The organism is Mucilaginibacter sp., from assembly GCF_028287845.1.
Classification (GTDB): domain Bacteria; phylum Bacteroidota; class Bacteroidia; order Sphingobacteriales; family Sphingobacteriaceae; genus Mucilaginibacter.
This window is the reverse complement of the sequence record NZ_JAQBOW010000159.1, coordinates 1-17625: the sequence shown is the minus strand read 5'-3', so window position 1 is coordinate 17625 and position 17625 is coordinate 1. Positions and strand designations below refer to the sequence as shown.

Annotated in this window: 13 protein-coding genes; 7 read left to right on the top strand and 6 right to left on the bottom strand. The window is 38.2% G+C overall.

All coding sequences use genetic code 11. The features are described from left to right. The first annotated feature begins 39 nt into the window (after window positions 1–39). On the top strand, window positions 40–648 hold the full coding sequence (locus tag JWP71_RS15760) for a DUF2807 domain-containing protein (RefSeq protein WP_299501893.1): 609 nt from the start codon (window positions 40–42) through the stop codon (window positions 646–648). An 89-nt stretch (window positions 649–737) separates the two neighbouring features. Here JWP71_RS15760 and JWP71_RS15755 read toward each other — a convergent pair whose 3' ends face one another. Further along, the gene (locus tag JWP71_RS15755; protein ID WP_299501890.1) at window positions 738–2210 is read right to left on the bottom strand and encodes a SusD/RagB family nutrient-binding outer membrane lipoprotein; all 1473 of its coding nucleotides are present in this window, start codon (window positions 2208–2210) and stop codon (window positions 738–740) included. Window positions 2211–2221: 11 nt separating this feature from the next. Beyond that, window positions 2222–5482: a SusC/RagA family TonB-linked outer membrane protein gene (locus JWP71_RS15750; protein WP_299501887.1), complete on the bottom strand. Its 3261-nt coding sequence runs from the start codon at window positions 5480–5482 to the stop codon at window positions 2222–2224. Window positions 5483–6029: 547 nt separating this feature from the next. Between JWP71_RS15750 and JWP71_RS15745 the strand changes: the two genes are divergently transcribed. From JWP71_RS15745 to JWP71_RS15720, 6 genes are all read left to right on the top strand, one after another. After that, window positions 6030–6752 (top strand): head GIN domain-containing protein, encoded by a 723-nt coding sequence (locus JWP71_RS15745; protein ID WP_299501885.1) that lies wholly within the window; start codon window positions 6030–6032, stop codon window positions 6750–6752. A 158-nt stretch (window positions 6753–6910) separates the two neighbouring features. Beyond that, a complete protein-coding gene (gene tig, locus JWP71_RS15740; RefSeq protein ID WP_299501884.1) occupies window positions 6911–8260 on the top strand; it encodes a trigger factor in 1350 nt (449 codons plus the stop codon). A gap of 206 nt (window positions 8261–8466) precedes the next feature. After that, the gene (locus JWP71_RS15735; RefSeq protein WP_299501882.1) at window positions 8467–9204 is read left to right on the top strand and encodes an ATP-dependent Clp protease proteolytic subunit; all 738 of its coding nucleotides are present in this window, start codon (window positions 8467–8469) and stop codon (window positions 9202–9204) included. A 118-nt stretch (window positions 9205–9322) separates the two neighbouring features. Next, window positions 9323–10561, top strand: a complete 1239-nt coding sequence (gene clpX / locus JWP71_RS15730) for an ATP-dependent Clp protease ATP-binding subunit ClpX (protein ID WP_299501880.1) — start codon at window positions 9323–9325, stop codon at window positions 10559–10561. A 175-nt stretch (window positions 10562–10736) separates the two neighbouring features. After that, entirely contained in the window at window positions 10737–11588 is an 852-nt protein-coding gene (locus JWP71_RS15725; RefSeq protein ID WP_299501878.1) for an AMP nucleosidase, read from the top strand. 100 nt (window positions 11589–11688) lie between these two features. Then, window positions 11689–13047 carry a pyridoxal-phosphate dependent enzyme gene (locus tag JWP71_RS15720; RefSeq protein ID WP_299501875.1) on the top strand — a complete coding sequence of 453 codons (1359 nt, stop codon included), beginning with the start codon at window positions 11689–11691 and terminating at the stop codon, window positions 13045–13047. 603 nt (window positions 13048–13650) lie between these two features. Here JWP71_RS15720 and JWP71_RS15715 read toward each other — a convergent pair. The 4 genes from JWP71_RS15715 to JWP71_RS15700 form a co-directional block, all read right to left on the bottom strand. Further along, window positions 13651–14022: a DMT family protein gene (locus tag JWP71_RS15715; protein WP_299501872.1), complete on the bottom strand. Its 372-nt coding sequence runs from the start codon at window positions 14020–14022 to the stop codon at window positions 13651–13653. 70 nt (window positions 14023–14092) lie between these two features. Then, complete coding sequence (locus JWP71_RS15710; RefSeq protein ID WP_299501871.1) at window positions 14093–15649, bottom strand: glycosyltransferase family 39 protein; 1557 nt, start codon at window positions 15647–15649, stop codon at window positions 14093–14095. Between the two features lie 200 nt (window positions 15650–15849). Next, window positions 15850–17157 carry a UDP-N-acetylglucosamine 1-carboxyvinyltransferase gene (gene murA, locus JWP71_RS15705; protein ID WP_299501870.1) on the bottom strand — a complete coding sequence of 436 codons (1308 nt, stop codon included), beginning with the start codon at window positions 17155–17157 and terminating at the stop codon, window positions 15850–15852. Between the two features lie 155 nt (window positions 17158–17312). Continuing rightward, a partial coding sequence (locus JWP71_RS15700) for a DUF4290 domain-containing protein (protein ID WP_299501869.1) occupies window positions 17313–17625 on the bottom strand: 313 nt, incomplete at its 5' end.

The following is a 17625-nucleotide window of genomic DNA, read 5'->3' as shown; positions in this document are numbered from 1 at the left end:
TTTAAAATAATAAAAAGTTAATCACAAATACTTAATAAAATGAAAACAAGAATTACAAGTCTTATCACAATGGCAGCCATTGTATTAAGCACAACAAGTTTAACCTATGCTTCTGTTAACAACAAAGACCAAGCCGTTGTAGTAACAACATCAAGTAACATTAACAAATTAGAAATATCAGGTAATGTTGAAGTTTATATCACCAATGGCGATAAGGATCAGGTGAAAGTTTATGATAACTACTATGCACAAAATGCATTAGTGCAAGACAAAGAGGGTGTATTGCGCATATCATCATACACTGCAGATAAATTGGTAGTATTAGTTACCGTTAGCGATCTGCGCTCAATTACTGTAAATGATAATGCTGCTGTTAAATCATACGGAATATTTTCAACCGTTGCGTTGGATGTTAAGTTAAACAACAATGCTTCTGCGCAATTAAAGTTAAATGCTTTTGCTGCTAACGTTACTGTAAATGACCGGGCAAAAGCTGATTTAAGCGGAACAGTAAATGATTACGAATTAAATTACAGCCAATCATCAACTGTAAATAAAACCGACTTAACAGCAGTTAACCGCATCGAAAAATTAACAACTAAATATGCTGCCCGTCAAACAGCAACCGATGAAGTAACAAGCTTGTAATCAGCACGCACTTTTGCAAAAGTTCATTATGTTTTAAAAAGGCCGTATCATTTGTTTTGATACGGCCTTTTGTTTTAACTTTCAAATAATTAAAACACATCAAAGAAAAGCTTGGTTGTAACCAAGTCTCCGCCTATTGCAGTGGCGGCCTGGTTGTAATTCACAACATTTACATTTTGTTCGCTGATAGGATAGGTGAACCTAACCGGAAATGCGCTAAATGCATTAGGCGGCGGAACCAATGCGGGGTAATCAAGCCTCCTGTTTACTATCCAGGCATCCCATCCCCTGTTATATAATGCCAAATATTCCTGGCCGGCAATTTTTTGGAGTGGAGTTGCGCCCGGGGCAGTGGCAAAAGCAACATTAGGTAACAGCAGGTAAGCAGCAGCGGCAGTGGCTGATCCTGTCCAATAAGCTATTGAAGCAGTTACGCCGGCATTGTAATGTGACTGAACGGTGCCGCCAACGCTATAACCTCGTTGTACAGCCTCTGCCAGGTTAAATTCCGTTTCTGCATAGTCTAATAATAAACCCGGAAAATCCGGATTGGTTACTTTTCCAATTGATCCTGGTGTAATTAGCGGGCCTGAGGGTAATGAATACTGGCTATAAACAATACCTCCGCTACCTGAGCCATTACTGGCACCCACATATACCCCTTGCGAGTTTTGAGCAAAATAGTAAGGCAGCCTCGGGTCTTGCGCGGGAGTACCAGGATTTAACAGGGTAATAAATTGACTGGTGCCTACAAAATCGTGCCTTTGACTTTGTACCAGATCAACCCAAACGGGGTTGGTATTTGGCGGCGTAGCAACATATTGAAACAGCGCATTATCACTATTTGAAGTAAACACCCCCGAAGTAACAGCTGATTCAACAGTAGCTTTTGCTTTTGTATTATCAAAATCAGATATAGTGATACCCATTTTTAGTTTGAGCGTATTGGCAAATTTCTTCCAGCTCGCAGGATCACCATTATAAATTACATCGGCGCTTCCCAGGCTACCTGACCCAGCATCCAATGCCGCAATATCAGCATCCAGCCGGGTTAATAAATCATAATAAGCGGTTTTTGCATCATCATACTTTGGAAATGGTTGGTTTATATCCAACGCTTCTGAATAAGGTACATTTCCAAAGGTTGTTATCAGGTAGTAATAAGTGTAAACCTGCAGAATATCTGTAATAGCAGTTGCATTTTTTTGTTTGCCAGGATCAGTGACATCCTTTGCCATAAATGTTTTTGCCTGTTGGAAATTTCCCAAAGCGCCACTATACAGGGCGGTCCACATAGCATCTGGCTGATTACGGAAAGTGAGCTGATATTGCGTTTCATTTAAATAGGTAGTTTCGGTAAATTGCTGTTCAATTAAACGAAAAATATTTAAGTTCACGCTTGATGAGGTTACCGTATTAGTTAACACCCTTTCAGCGTTGGTAAATAAGCTATATGATGGTACGACCGATGGGTTTTTAGGATCGACGTTCAGTTTGGTCAGATCTTTTGTACAGGCCGGTAATATCGACACGAGTACAAAAATTAATGCTATCTTTTTCATAACTGCTTTGATTAAAAACGTACTTTTAAATTAAATGCTATGGTGCGTACTGTTGGGTAAGCACCTTCTTGTATCCCTTGCAGGTTACCTGAAGATAGTCCATCTTCAGGGTCGGCATAAGGTAGGTTTTTATGAATTATCCATAAATTCCTGCCAATAAGCTGAAAAGTAACCTCTTTAACAGGGCCCAGTTTTTTCAAGAAAGTTTGCGGCACTGTATAGCCGATAACAGCTTCTCGTAACTTCACATAGCTGGCATCGTATACAAATGCTTTTAGTGGTAATAAACCAGAGCCGTCACCAAAATCACCGTAGTTATAAGCGGTTACCCTAATGTTATTGGGCTGTCCATTTTCTAAAACACCGGGGCGTATAAAACCACCGCCATTAGCCAATGTATTTCGAACTGGATTTCCCAGATCATTTGTGTAAGCGGTTAACGGATAAATGCCATCAGCCAAACCATAAGCCAGGTCGTTAGAGAATACTGAACCGCCGTGTCGAATATCAATTAAAAAGCTCAAAGTGAAATTCTTATAGGTAAAGCTGTTGTTTATACCACCGGTCCAATTGGGGTTGATGTTGCCTATATTGTTGTTTGAGTTGGGCGATATTTCATATTGCCCATCAGCACCTACAATTTTTTGGCCACTTGCATTATATACGTAATCAGTTCCTCTTAAAGTACCAAAGGGCTGACCCAGCGGAGCATTCAACGACTCACCATTCTGGAAAGTGGCCAATTGCAAATTACTGGCTTGCTTGCCTGTAGCATCTGTATATAATGAAGTTACCTTATTTTTAGCAGCGGTAAAGTTTAATGTAATTTTCCAGCTAAAGCTATTGGTTACTATAGGTGAGCCATTTAAAGAAAGTTCAATACCCTTGTTTTGTACAGAACCCGCATTTAAAAATTTAAAACTATAACCTGTTGCTCCTGAAACATTGACAGGCAATATTTCATTAAACGTATTGGTACTGTAATAGCTTCCGTCAAATCCCAGCCGGTTTTTGAAAAAAGCTAATTCCAATCCAATTTCCTTGCTTTTTGTTTGTTCTGGCTTTAAATCAGGGCTGTTTTTAGTTGTACTCAAAACCGTTTGCGGATTAGCGCCAAATGGCGGAACAATTGTATAAGTGTCATTAACACTATATAATGGTGCATCACTACCTACCTGCGCGTAATTGGCCCTTATTTTTCCGTACGATAGCCATTCATATTGTTTTAAAAGTTCTGAAAAAATAAAACCAACTGATACCGAAGGGTAATAATAGGTATTATTTGCTTTGGGCAAGGTTGATGATTTATCCCTCCTTATAGTTCCGTCAGCGGTTATCATATTTTTCCAGGTAAGCGTGGCTCCCGCAAAAATACCGTCAACCTCTTTTCTTGAATCGACCTCAATTGGAGATAACGGTGAATTTAAGGTGTTGGATAATGAATATAGTCCGGGAATTATCAATCCACCGTTGGTGGAGGCATTGACACTATTTTCTTTATCCTTCCTGATATTGGTACCCAATAACGCTTTTAAATTAAGATCTTTTGTAATGTCTTTATTTACATTGGCCAACAAATCAAAATTTGTCTCAGCATAATTATGGTTAAACCTTGAATAGTAAGGAACCCCTATACTTCCAACATCATATCGTTCCTCATCAAGTTCTGAGTAAGTATCTAATGATACTCTGCCGGTAATGGTTAACCAGGTAGTAGGCTTATAATTCAAATTTATATTACCTAAATATCTGTTACGGGTATCAGTTTCGTAATTATGGTTAACTACCCAATAAGGATTGTTCCAAAAAGCCGGGTTTGTGTTGCCGTTAATAGGGTCGGCCATATTCCAGGTTACGTTTTGATGCGTTCTGTCATAAGCTGCCTTTAGCTCCTGAACGTCTACGTTTGTTTCCCACCATTGCCTGAAACCAGCCATTACATTACGGTTGTCGGAGTTAGTTCCATCATAACCTGTTCCGCCCCTGCCGGTACCGTTTGTATTATAAAAATTTATATTAGCACCCAGGGTTAGTTTAGGGGTGATATTATAGGTTGCGGCAAAATCCACTAAATTTTTATTCAGCTTATTATTGGGTATAATACCGTTTTCAATACTTTTTGTATAGCCCAATTTGAATGTGCCATTTTCACCCCCATTGGTAACCATTATACTTTGAATTGTAGAAACAGGTTTCAAAAAAAACGTAGAGGGGTCATTTTTGGCGGCAACCCACGGTGTTGCCTTTCCATAATTTGGTGATGTAGGATCAAACGCGTCCCATTGATAAATCATCAAATTTGGATCAAATGCAGTGCCGTTTGAAGCATCGTCTCCGGTTGGTGCAACCTGGGCATTAGGGTTGCCAAAAACATTACCGGTATTGAAATATTGTGCATAACCTGCTCCGTACTGCCGTTGATATTTAGGGAGGGTGGATTTATCTATTGATCCCACACTTACAGTTGAGTTGACGACAATACCCAAGCCCTTTTTGGCTTTTTTTGTTGTGATTAAGATCACTCCGTTACTGCCACGTGAGCCGTATAAAGCCGATGCTCCTGCACCTTTTAAAACCGTTACACTTTCAATATCATCCGGATTAATATCCGAAGCCGGGCTGCCATAGTCATACCCGCCGTTACCTGCATCCTGCCGGCTTAGCCCATCACTGCCGGTTTGCTGAATACTGGTATTCGTATTTTCGTTACTGACAGGCACCCCGTCTATTACAAAAACAGCCTGGTTATTACCGGTTATTGATTTGGTACCACGAAGCACCACATTGGTTGACCCGCCTAACGTATTATTTTGGCGGATTTCCAAGCCGGCTACTTTGCCGGATAAGCCATCAATAAAATTGGCCGAACGCTGTTTACTCACTTCCTCGCCCGTTACCTCCTGCGCGGCATAGCTTTGTTGATTTCGGGTTCGGGTTATTCCTAACGCACCGGTAACAACAACTTCACCAAGTTCTAAACTTGCAGGAGCTAAAGTTACATTAATCACACTGCCTGTCGCAGGAAGTTCCTGTCTGGTATAGCCTATAAAACTAAATGCTAATGTAGCATCATTGGGCACATTTAGTGAATATTTGCCTTGTATGTCTGTTTGTGTCCCAATGGTTGTTCCCTTGACCACTACCGATACACCAATTAATGGCATACCATCATCCTTAGCCGTAACTGTCCCGGTTACGGTATGATTTTGTGCATATAGCCGAGGAACTGCTAATACTAAAATGCACAAGTTTAATAGTAAAATCCTTTTCATATAGGAATTAGATTAGTTAATTGATAATATATGATAATAATATATTAAAATTAATCAATTAACTTCGCTAAATGTTTCATTTTAAGAAATTTAATTTCATAGTTTACATATTTATGTCAATTATAAATAGTTAATTAACTACTATGAATAATATGCAATAAAAATTGAAACATTTATACTTTTTAGCCGTTTACAAATTAATGTTGCGTTATTAATTATAGACTAATAATAAGACAGTTAATCAGTTAATAGTGGCCGGAAAATACGCGAGGTATTTTCCGGCTTCTTTGTCAATATGGATATTATAATATTCTTGTTATCAATTAATTAAAATAAATTTAATATAAGCTAACAATAATAAAGGCCAATGGAGTAGTTGATCGTTGGATATCTGATGGAAAGAGTTTATAAGATTGGCGTGATATGCAAAAAAAGGCTGATCATGATTTATGATACGGCCTCTTTTTTTATGTAACTTCATATGGGTATTGATCGTCTAAATAAAAAACAGATGTATTAATAAAATGCTCATTATAAAACTCATACCATGAAAAAAGCATATTTACTTATTTTGATCACTATTGCGGGTTTTACATGGGGGCTGTCGTCATGTAGATTTGGCTGTGTAAAAGGTTCTGGCCATGTAGTTTCTGAGGTACGTAAACTGAACGATTTTAGCAAAATAGATATATCTGGCTTATTTAAAATAATCTTGAAGCAGGATAGTACTTTAAATTTAAGCGTATCTGCCGATGATAATCTGATAAAATATATCAAGACAAACGTTAGCGGTAATAAATTGCATATATCAACAGGTAATAAAAATATTTGTAATGTGGGCGAAATGGTTATTACCATTGGCGTTCATGATTTAGAAGCGATAAAATCGTCAGGCGCGGTTGAAATATCGACTGATGGTAAATTAGTTACTAAAAACCTTCATTTTGATCTGTCGGGCATTGCCAAAGTAAATATGGAACTTAATGCAGCTAACGTAAGTACCGAAGGCAGCGGCGCCACTGATGTTACTTTAAGGGGGCAAGCCAGTTCACATAATATTAATTTAAGCGGTGGTGGTAAAATCCACGCGTTTGATTTTGTGGTGGGTAATTATAACATTGAATCATCTGGCGCAAGTGAGTGCGAGATCAATGTATTGCACGAGCTTAATGTAAAAAGTAGTGGTGCATCATCAATAAAATATAAAGGTAACCCAGCCAGCGTTAATAACAATAAATCAGGGGTTTCATCAATAACTAAAGTCGAATAGTAAAATACATAATATCATTTTATTAACATCAGGTTTAACCGTAGCAAGTTGTTTGCGGATGTAAAAATTAATAATTTTTAAGTACCTTTGCCCGTCCAAAATACAAGCAGTAATGCGGTTTTTTTGGAATAAGAAATACTTAAAATACCCATTAAAAGATGAATATTACACAGGAAAAGATCGATAACCTGAATGCAGTTGTAAAAATTAATATTGACCCGGCAGATTACCAGGCGCGCGTTGATAAGGCTATAAAGGACCATGCTAAAAAAGCAAAAATGCCAGGCTTCCGCCCGGGAATGGTTCCTCCGGCACATATAAAAAAGATGTATAGCAAAAGTATTTTGGTTGACGAAGTGAACACTTTATTATCAGATACCTTAAACAATTACATCACCGAGCAAAAGCTGGAAGTATTGGGCCAGCCACTGCCAAAAGTTGATAATAAACAAGAATACAATTGGGATTTTGCCGACAATTTTGAGTTTAACTACGAAATTGGCCTAGCCCCTGAGTTTGCTATTGATTTTTCATCAAAAGATAAAATAACTCAGTATAACATCAAGATAGATGAAGAAACTTTAGCCTCACGTATTAAAAATATCCGCAGAAGCTATGGCAAAATGACAAATCCTGACGTATCGGCAGACGATGATGTGCTTTATGCGCAATTAACGCAGCTTTCGCCGGATGGTTCTGTTTTTGATGATGGCATTGTGAATACAACATCAGTTCGTTTAGACCAGGTACTGGATGAGGGAATTAAAAAGTCTCTTATCGGCCTAAAAAAGGATGATGAATTAACACTGGACATTCAAAAAGCATATAATAACGACGCGGCAAAAATAGCAGCGATATTAGGTGTTGATGAAGATACAGCAGCTGATTTAAAATCAAACTTCCGCTTAACTGTTAAAAACGTTAACCGTTTAGAAGAAGGCGATTTAAACCAGGAGTTCTTTGACAAATTATTTGGTGAAAGCGTAGTAACCGACGAAGCTGGTTTCAGGGCTAAAATTACGGAAGAAATTGAGACCATGATGAACCAAGATTCTGACCGTAAATTACAGAATGATATCTATAACTTTAGTATAGACAAAGTTCAGTTTAATTTGCCTGATGAATTTTTAAAACGTTGGTTAAAAGCTACAAATGAAAAACTGACCGAGGAGGAATTAGAAGGTGGCTATAAAGATTTTGCTCAAAACCTTAAATGGACATTGATTGAAAACAAGATCATAAAAGAAAACAACATCGATATTAAATACGAGGAAATTTTCGCGGCAGCAAAACAAAGTTTAGATCAGCAATTCAGAATGTACAGCCCGCAACCTATAGGCGACGAGCAACTTTCACAATACGCGGTACAATACCTGCAAAACAAAGAGAATGCTAATAAAGTATTTGACGAAGTAAAGGCCCTTAAAACATTAGATTACATTAAGAGCGTAGTTGCTTTAGATAAGAAAGACATATTTTACAACGAATTTAAAGAGTTGGTGAAATAATTGATCTTTTAAAATATTTTTATCAAAAGCATCCTGGACAAGGATGCTTTTGTTTTATATAGCGTTTATCACCCTCCGTGGTGTATTTATCTTTTTAGATAAATATTTTACTTTTTGCAAACTTTATATTGAAAATTATATTCAACTAAAAACTATATTTATCGCGGAGAAATCCGCATTACAATAAACACAAAACACACATACACATGAACAGTAATCCAGATAAAAACGAATTCAGAAAATACGCCGTTAAACACCACCGTATAAGCAGTACTTACGTAGATAGATTTATTGGCAGTGTAAATAGAAGCAATGCACCAACAGGTATTGTTGGTGCAACCGGCGGTATAACCGGTATGACACCTTATATCATAGAAGAGCGCCAGCTTAACGTAGCTCAAATGGACGTGTTCTCGCGTTTAATGATGGACCGAATCATCTTTTTAGGTGACGCTATTTATGAGAACATTGCTAACATTATACAGGCGCAATTACTATTTCTGCAATCTGCAGATGCCAAGCGCGATATCCAGATATATATTAACTCTCCGGGTGGATCTGTTTATGCAGGTTTAGGTATTTATGATACGATGCAATTTATATCTAATGATGTAGCTACAATCTGTACAGGTATGGCGGCATCAATGGGCGCGGTATTATTATGTGCCGGTGCCGAAGGTAAAAGAGCAGCACTGCCACATGCAAGGGTAATGATACATCAACCATCGGGCGGCGCACAGGGCCAGCAATCGGATATTGAGATCACTTATCATGAGATCACTAAGCTTAAACAAGAGCTGTACCAAATCATTGCAGATCATAGTGGTGCGCCATACCAAAAAGTTTGGGACGCGTCAGACCGTGACCATTGGATGATAGCCGAAGAAGCAAAAGAATTTGGTATGATAGACGAAATTTTAAGAGGTAATAAAACAAAGAAGTAATTTGATAGTTAGGCTATAGTCCGAAGTGGATTATATTTTCGGACTTGCCAACACATTAAATGCCGCATTTTGTATATATCATACCAATTAAGTAAATTTGTTTAACAAGTACATCACAATGAATAAAAATAGTAAAGAGATAAGGTGTTCGTTCTGTGGCGCAGGCAAACAGGATTCCCTTATGCTTATAGCGGGACTGGACGCACATATTTGTGATAAATGTGTTAACCAGGCTAATGAGATACTAGCCGAAGAGTTAAAGGTGCGTAAGGTTAAAACCTCGCCAACTTCGCCGGCTATATTAAAACCGTACGAAATAAAAAGCCATCTTGACCAATATGTTATTGGCCAGGATGATGCTAAAAAAATATTAGCCGTAGCTACTTATAATCACTACAAAAGGTTAAACCAGCGTATTGATAAGGATGAGGTTGAAATTGAAAAATCAAACATCATCATGGTTGGCGAAACAGGTACCGGTAAAACTTTGCTGGCTAAAACGCTTGCCAAAGTATTAAACGTTCCGTTTTGTATTTGCGATGCTACTGTGCTTACAGAAGCAGGTTATGTAGGCGAAGACGTTGAAAGTATTTTAACCCGTTTACTGCAATCTGCAGATTATGATGTTGCCACTGCCGAAAAAGGCATTGTTTATATTGATGAGGTTGATAAAATTGCCCGTAAAAGCGATAATGCTTCTATTACCCGTGACGTATCCGGCGAGGGTGTACAACAGGCATTATTAAAAATATTGGAAGGTACGATGGTTAATGTGCCACCACAAGGTGGCCGTAAACATCCCGATCAAAAAATGATCACTGTTAATACCAGCAATATCCTGTTTATATGTGGAGGCGCTTTTGATGGCATTGATAAAAAGATAGCCAATCGTTTGCGTACACAAACAGTGGGTTATAAGTTAAAGGGTAATGATGGTGAGGTTGATTTGAAAAATCTGTACAAGTATATTACACCTCAGGATCTAAAAGCATTTGGTTTAATACCCGAGCTGATAGGCCGTTTGCCGGTGTTAACTTATTTAAACCCGTTAGACAGGGAAGCTTTGCGCAATATATTAACCGAACCTAAAAATTCTTTGTTAAAACAGTACAAAAAGCTGTTTGAATACGAAGGTGTAAAGCTTGATTTTGAAGATGATGTACTAGAGTTTATTGTTGATAAGGCAATGGAATTTAAGTTAGGTGCGCGGGGCTTGCGTTCAATATGCGAGGCTATAATGATAGATGCCATGTTTGAGTTCCCATCTAAAAAAGATGCTAAGAAACTGAACGTTACTTTAGATTATGCGCACGAAAAATTTGAAAAATCTGACATTAAGAAATTAAAGGTAGCTTAACAACAACTACATGGCTAATAGCTATATTTGTTATAAATGAATTGTAAACCCTGGCGTAACGCCGGGGTTTGTTTTTACCCCACCATCCGTCCCCGGTAAGTAGGGCTTACTTATTTTTATAACTATATTTAAACAATTAAAAGTCTCCTTTACGGAGAAGATTTAGAGGGCTATTATGAATGAAGAATTAAATATAAAAAAGGATGGAGCAGTTCTTAAAGTTAAAGAAGTAAAAAGCCCCATAAAATCGGGACTTAAAACAAAAGGAGCAATAGTAGCCAATTGGTTGCCGCGTTATACCGGTAGGCCGTTAGATGAATTTGGCGATTACATTATACTCACCAATTTTTCAAAATATATTCAACTATTTTCAGAATGGCATGATAATGCCCCGATTATGGGTATGGATAAACCTATGCAAAGCGTAACTGCAAATGGTATTACCATTATTAATTTTGGCATGGGCAGTTCGGTAGCAGCAACGGTGATGGATTTGCTAACAGCAATACATCCAAAAGCAGTGATATTTTTAGGAAAATGCGGCGGCTTAAAACGTAAAAATAATGTAGGCGACCTGATATTACCTATTGCAGCTATAAGAGGCGAGGGAACATCAAACGATTATTTACCACCAGAGGTACCGGCATTACCATCATTTGCTTTACAGAAAGCTATATCAACCACCATACGCGATTTTTCGTTGGATTATTGGACTGGTACCTGCTATACTACCAACCGCCGTGTTTGGGAGCACGATAAAAAATTTAAAAATTACTTAAAGGAGCTGCGCGCAATGGCTGTTGATATGGAAACGGCTACTATTTTTACCACAGGTTTTGCTAATCAAATACCTACCGGAGCGTTGTTATTGGTGTCTGATCAGCCAATGATACCGGAGGGTGTTAAAACGAATGAAAGCGATTCTAAAGTGAGTTCGCAATTTGTAGAAACACATTTAAAAATAGGTATTGAATCATTAAAGCAATTAATTAACGGCGGCCTTACCGTTAAACACTTAAGATTTTAAGGTTACTTGATTAAGTTGATAGGTTGAATAAGTAAATAGCTAAATTTGCATTGACAACTATTTACTCAATCAACTACTCACCAATCAAACTACAACACACATGTGGTACAATAATATATTAGAAACCATTGGCAATACGCCCATGGTTAAGTTAAACAAAATAGCAAAGGATATACCGGCAACGATTTTAGCTAAAATAGAAACCACTAATCCAGGCAATTCTATAAAGGACCGTATGGCCCTTAAAATGATTGAGGATGCCGAAAAAAGTGGAAAGCTTAAACCCGGTGGTACTATTATAGAAGGCACATCAGGCAATACCGGCATGGGCTTGGCTATTGCGGCGGTTATAAAAGGCTATAAATGTATTTTTACCAGTACCGATAAGCAATCAAAAGAAAAATTTGACGCGCTGCGGGCATTTGGCGCCGAGGTTATTGTTTGCCCTACAAATGTTGACCCGGAAGACCCGCGTTCTTATTATTCGGTTTCATCGCGATTAGAGCGGGAAGTGCCTAATTCATGGAAACCGAACCAGTATGATAATCTTGCTAATACACAGGCGCACTATGAGACAACCGGCCCTGAAATTTGGGAGCAGACCGAAGGCAAAATAACGCATTTAATTGTAGGGGTGGGCACAGGTGGTACCATATCGGGGGTCGCAAAATTTCTAAAAGAGAAGAATCCCAAAATACAGGTATTAGGTATTGATACTTATGGCTCGGTATTTAAAAAATATAAAGAAACGGGCGAGTTTGATAAAAATGAGATATACCCTTACATCACCGAAGGTATAGGTGAGGATTTTTTACCAGCAAACGTAGATTTTAGCCTGATTGATCATTTTGAAAAAGTGACCGATAAAGATGCGGCTTTAATGACCCGTGAGATAGCCCGTAAAGAAGGTATTTTTGCAGGTAATTCAACCGGATCTGCAGTTGCGGGTTTATTGCAGATGAAAGATAGGTTTAAAGCAGGTGATGTGGTAGTTATTATTTTCCCGGATCATGGTACACGCTATTTAGGTAAAATGTATAATGACGATTGGCTGCGCGATCGTGGTTTCTTAAAAGACGAGAAATTAACTGCCCGCGATATCATCACCAAAAAAGAAAGCCATGAAATAGTTACTATTGATAGCGAAAAATCTGTTTTAGAAGCTATAAACACTATAAAATCGCTAAACATATCACAGATACCGGTTACACAAGCGGGTATGGTTATTGGCAAAATAACTGAGAGCGATATATTGAACGCGCTGCTGGAGAATCCATCACTAAAATCTCAGCCATTAAAAAATATTACTACAGCGCCGTTTCCGTTTGTTGATCTGAATACTTCGATAGACAAAATATCAGCCATGATAAATAATGACAACATCGCTGTATTAGTTGAAGAGAACGGCAAGATTGGGATCATTACGCAGTACGATATTATAAACGCGATATCGGCGTAAAATGCTAATAGATTTGACAATTTTTTAAAAGTTGTCAAATCTTAACGTGCATCGAAATATGCGTGTAATGGTTCGGCGTATATAGCGTGACAACCCTTGTTAATTCGCAGTGTATTACTTAATTTAGTGTGTGCATTCATTATTTCTTATTTTATACATAATCTTAGCTTTAACTGCTTTTGCAGTAAATTGGATTTTGAATAAAACTTCTGTGTTTATTGTGTTTTTGATTGCTTCGATAGCCTATCTTTCATTGTCAATTTATGGAACATATTACAAAATCCAATTTACTGGTTTTTTTTCATGGATGTTCTTTTATATTTTGACCTATAGAATCTTAAGAAATCTATATTTAAAGGAGAGAAATGTTGAACCTATAATTAGCCGAGGTAGGGGATACGATTTCAGTACAGGGCGCGTCACCAATTTTTATGATCACCTATTTACAATGCTTATGCTAATTATACCGTCACTGTGTTCATTTCTTTTATATGAAATCATCAATAATTTATTTTAGTATAGCACTTTTGATAACTTTTTAAATTGTCGAAGCGAAACCATTTTCAAATTGCCTGATTTTCAAATTGCCTGATTTTCAAATTGCTACCACTTCTTAAATATCACAAACACCGCCAAAACAATTAGCCCGAAACCAACCAAATGGTTCCACCCCAATTTTTCGGTTTTAAAGAACACCAGCGAGAATAGCATAAAAACTATCAGCGTAATAGCTTCTTGTATGGTTTTTAGCTGCACAAGGGTGTAGGGGCCGCCATCGCCTTTAAAGCCAGCCCGGTTTGCCGGTACCTGAAACATATATTCAAAAAACGCCAGCCCCCAGCTGATCAGGATAACAGATATTAGCCCCAGGTTTTTACCCCACTCGTAATCTTTAAATTTTAGATGCCCGTACCAGGCAAAGGTCATGAAGGTGTTTGATATGATGAGGAAGAGAATTGTTTTTAAGCCGCGCATGTTTTAAAGTTAAAACGCAAAAATAAATGAAAATTTATCTGCACATCAGCAAATTTTTATATTCGCGAATTTATTCCATTCGTTTCTGGGCCAGCTCCTTTTTATAACCAATATTTAGTTGGGGTTTGGTTTCAATAAAATAAATGCCTGTACCTTTTTCTACGGCTAACGGATTTTCAATTTCGCCTACCTTTTTATAGCTAACCAATACCGGCGATAAACGTGCTATATTTTTACCGCCCCAGTCATCTACATAAATAATATATTTTGCATCCAAATTATCAGGCGCCCATAAAGTAAAGCTGCTTCCTAATGATGCTGTTTCGGGTAAATTATATTGTTTTCCAAAATGATGTAAGGCACCTGCTTCGCCATAATTATCTGCAAATATTTGGGTGTTTTTGCGTTGTTCGGGGGGTAAACTGTAATACACTTTTGCTACTTTTTGAGTTAGCTCGTCCCAACCAAGCATATCTCCGTAATCCTGGCTGGTTGCATGGTTTTTTCGATCTTCCCAAACAGTTATAAATTTCATAAAGTGAGTATGCTTATTAACAAAATCAAAAAAAGTTAAAGTTGGCTTTAATGGCAATACCGGTAATAGCATAGGGAACATTACTAAGTTTGGCAGGGTAAACAAACATACTACCAATGCACGCAAGACGGTATGCTTAACATTTATCCAGCGCTCAAAAGCATAACCGCCTGCGGCAAAAAGCATAGGATATGCACCAAATATGTAATAGTTTTTACCGCTCATTTCCATAAGGAAGATAAATATCAGTACGTAGGCAAACGCCAGGAATTGAAATTTACGCAGCTTGAAGGAAAACAGCAAAAAGCCAAACCCAATTAGCCATAAAAATAAAGCAATACCGTTAACGCTTATTTGCTGCATAATAAAATCACCGGGCTTAATATAGTTTAGCTGGTTTTTTTGCAGCGTTTTCATATGAGTAATTATCGGCAAGTGATGCTGAACTTGCCATATAAGATTGGGCAGGAATATTAAAAGAGCAACTGCTGCTGCGCCTAACACATGGCGGTTTAGTAATAGTTTACGTTGTTTGGTAAGCAGCAGCCCCAATATTAATGCAATGGCAAAAAAGCCCATTGTGTATTTGGTGAGCAGGCCAATGCCAATTACCGCGCCTAATATATAAAGGTATTTTACCGAATGGTGATTAATATATTTTATGATAAGCCATACTGCTAAGATCCACCATAATTGGTCGAATACCACTGGCTGGAACAGGTAGTCGCTGGCAACAAATGCCGGAGCGAAAATGAAACTTAAGCAAGCCAGCGTAATAGCAAACATTTTGCCGCCAAGCTCAACCGTTACTAAGCCAACTAACCAAACAATAAGGCCCGCGCATATGGTACTGAATATGCGCGCTGCAAAAACAGAGCTACCAAATACTACAGTAGTGACCTTAGCCAGCACCGCTATAAATGGCGGTACTTCTTTGTAACCCCAATCTAAATGATCGCCCAAAGCAAGGTGCAACAGCTCATCGCGTTGAAACCCAAAATGAGAAATTGCGAAAAGATTTAATACTACTTTAATAATTACAAATACCAGTATAAACGTGGTATAGGTTGATCTGCGGTTCTGATAAGGCATGCAGTTTATAATGGGTTTTTATAAAGATAGTAATTTGAAGTAAAAGTATAAAGGTAAAATTGAGGTGAAAAGGTGATGAAGTAAAAGGCAAAAGGTTTTTTCCTTTAATATGGTGTTATTTGCCTGTCGATAAAAGCGAAAAGGTTAAAGATACTGCAATACGCCAGCCTTTAACCCTTAACCTTCAAGCCTCAAAAAAATTAAATTCTCTTTATATCAGCGCCTAGCGCCTGTAACCTTTTATCTATATGCTGATAACCGCGTTCAATTTGCTCTATGTTATAGATGGTTGATTTTCCTTGTGCTGATAATGCTGCGATCAACAAGGATACCCCCGCGCGAATATCAGGCGAGGTCATGGATATGCCGCGCAACTGAACTTGCTTATCCAGGCCAATAACCGTAGCACGGTGCGGATCGCATAGAATAATTTGCGCACCCATATCCAGCAGTTTATCCACAAAAAATAAACGGCTCTCGAACATTTTTTGATGTATCAATACCGACCCTTTGGCCTGTATAGCAACTACCAATACAATACTTAGCAGATCAGGCGTAAAGCCCGGCCATGGTGCATCCGCAATGGTCATGATAGAGCCGTCAATAAAGGTTTCTATCTCGTAGTGATCTTGTGCCGGTATGTAAATATCATCGCCCCTAAGTTCTAATTTAATGCCCAGTCGCCTAAAAACATCGGGTATCATACCCAATTCCGGGTAGTGTACATTTTTTATGGTGATCTCGGATCCGGTCATAGCAGCCAGGCCGATGAATGAGCCGATCTCTATCATATCGGGTAACATTCTATGTTCTGTGCCGCCCAATTTGGTTACACCTTCAATAGTTAACAGGTTAGAGCCAATGCCACTTATTTTGGCACCCATGCGGTTAAGCATTTTACATAATTGCTGTAAATAAGGTTCGCAGGCTGCATTATAAATAGTGGTGGTGCCTTTAGCTAAAACAGCCGCCATAACAATATTAGCCGTACCTGTTACCGATGCTTCGTCTAATAAAATATAGGTGCCTTTTAAATTTGACGCGTCTACATTAAAAAAGCCATTTTCGGGGTTGTAATTAAACTGTGCGCCCAGCTTTTCGAAACCTAAAAAATGGGTGTCTAAACGCCTGCGGCCAATTTTATCGCCACCGGGTTTTGGTATAGATGCCCTGCCAAAACGTGCCAGCAACGGTCCAACTATCATTATAGAACCACGCAACCCACCGCCTTTAGCTTTAAAAGCATCAGACAGAAAAAAGTCCTGGTCTATATTAATCGCTTCAAAGGTATAAGTATCTTCAGCAAGACGATTAACTTTAACGCCCATATCATCTAAAAGCTCTATAAGTTTGTTTACATCTTTTATATCCGGAATATTGCTGATCGTTATTTTTTGATCCGTTAGCAATACTGCCGACAAAATCTGTAAAGCTTCGTTTTTTGCACCCTGGGGAGTTATTTCGCCTTTTAAACGTTTGCCACCCTGTATTTCGAAAGCGTTAGTCATAGGTTGATAGTTAATGTTCATAGTTCACGGAGATAGCACCCGAACTAAAGCAAAGATTATAAATAAATTTATGATTAGAATGATCGGTTTATAATAATAAGCTAATAGTGCATAGGTCAAGCCCCATTAACTATAATCTATGCATAAATTAATTATTAATATTTTTTGCTGCCTCCACCGCTGTTACGGTTACGGTTATTTTGGTTGTTATTATTACGCGGATTGTTGTTGGTACGTCCGCCACCACCGCCGCTGCCACCACGGTTGTTTTGGTTGCTGGTGCGTCCGCCACGATTGTTATTGTTGTTTTGCGTATGTGTTTGCGGGCGATATTCAACTTTGTTGAGGTTAATGGTTTCATCAACCTTCAATTCTCCTTTTGACAGTGCAACCAAATCAGCCAGGATAGTTTCATCAGCTACCGAATCTTTGTTCCATTGCACATACGCCATTTTCATGAAGTTGGCA

Bases quoted from the DNA above. Each gene is read 5' to 3' on its own strand.
- murA (WP_299501870.1), bottom strand. From the start codon at position 17,157: ATGACTAACGCTTTCGAAATACAGGGTGGCAAACGTTTAAAAGGCGAA.
- JWP71_RS15760 (WP_299501893.1), top strand. From the start codon at position 40: ATGAAAACAAGAATTACAAGTCTTATCACAATGGCAGCCATTGTATTA.
- tig (WP_299501884.1), top strand. From the start codon at position 6,911: ATGAATATTACACAGGAAAAGATCGATAACCTGAATGCAGTTGTAAAA.
- JWP71_RS15710 (WP_299501871.1), bottom strand. From the start codon at position 15,649: ATGCCTTATCAGAACCGCAGATCAACCTATACCACGTTTATACTGGTA.
- JWP71_RS15745 (WP_299501885.1), top strand. From the start codon at position 6,030: ATGAAAAAAGCATATTTACTTATTTTGATCACTATTGCGGGTTTTACA.
- JWP71_RS15755 (WP_299501890.1), bottom strand. From the start codon at position 2,210: ATGAAAAAGATAGCATTAATTTTTGTACTCGTGTCGATATTACCGGCC.
- JWP71_RS15735 (WP_299501882.1), top strand. From the start codon at position 8,467: ATGAACAGTAATCCAGATAAAAACGAATTCAGAAAATACGCCGTTAAA.
- JWP71_RS15750 (WP_299501887.1), bottom strand. From the start codon at position 5,482: ATGAAAAGGATTTTACTATTAAACTTGTGCATTTTAGTATTAGCAGTT.
- JWP71_RS15715 (WP_299501872.1), bottom strand. From the start codon at position 14,022: ATGCGCGGCTTAAAAACAATTCTCTTCCTCATCATATCAAACACCTTC.
- JWP71_RS15720 (WP_299501875.1), top strand. From the start codon at position 11,689: ATGTGGTACAATAATATATTAGAAACCATTGGCAATACGCCCATGGTT.
- clpX (WP_299501880.1), top strand. From the start codon at position 9,323: ATGAATAAAAATAGTAAAGAGATAAGGTGTTCGTTCTGTGGCGCAGGC.
- JWP71_RS15725 (WP_299501878.1), top strand. From the start codon at position 10,737: ATGAATGAAGAATTAAATATAAAAAAGGATGGAGCAGTTCTTAAAGTT.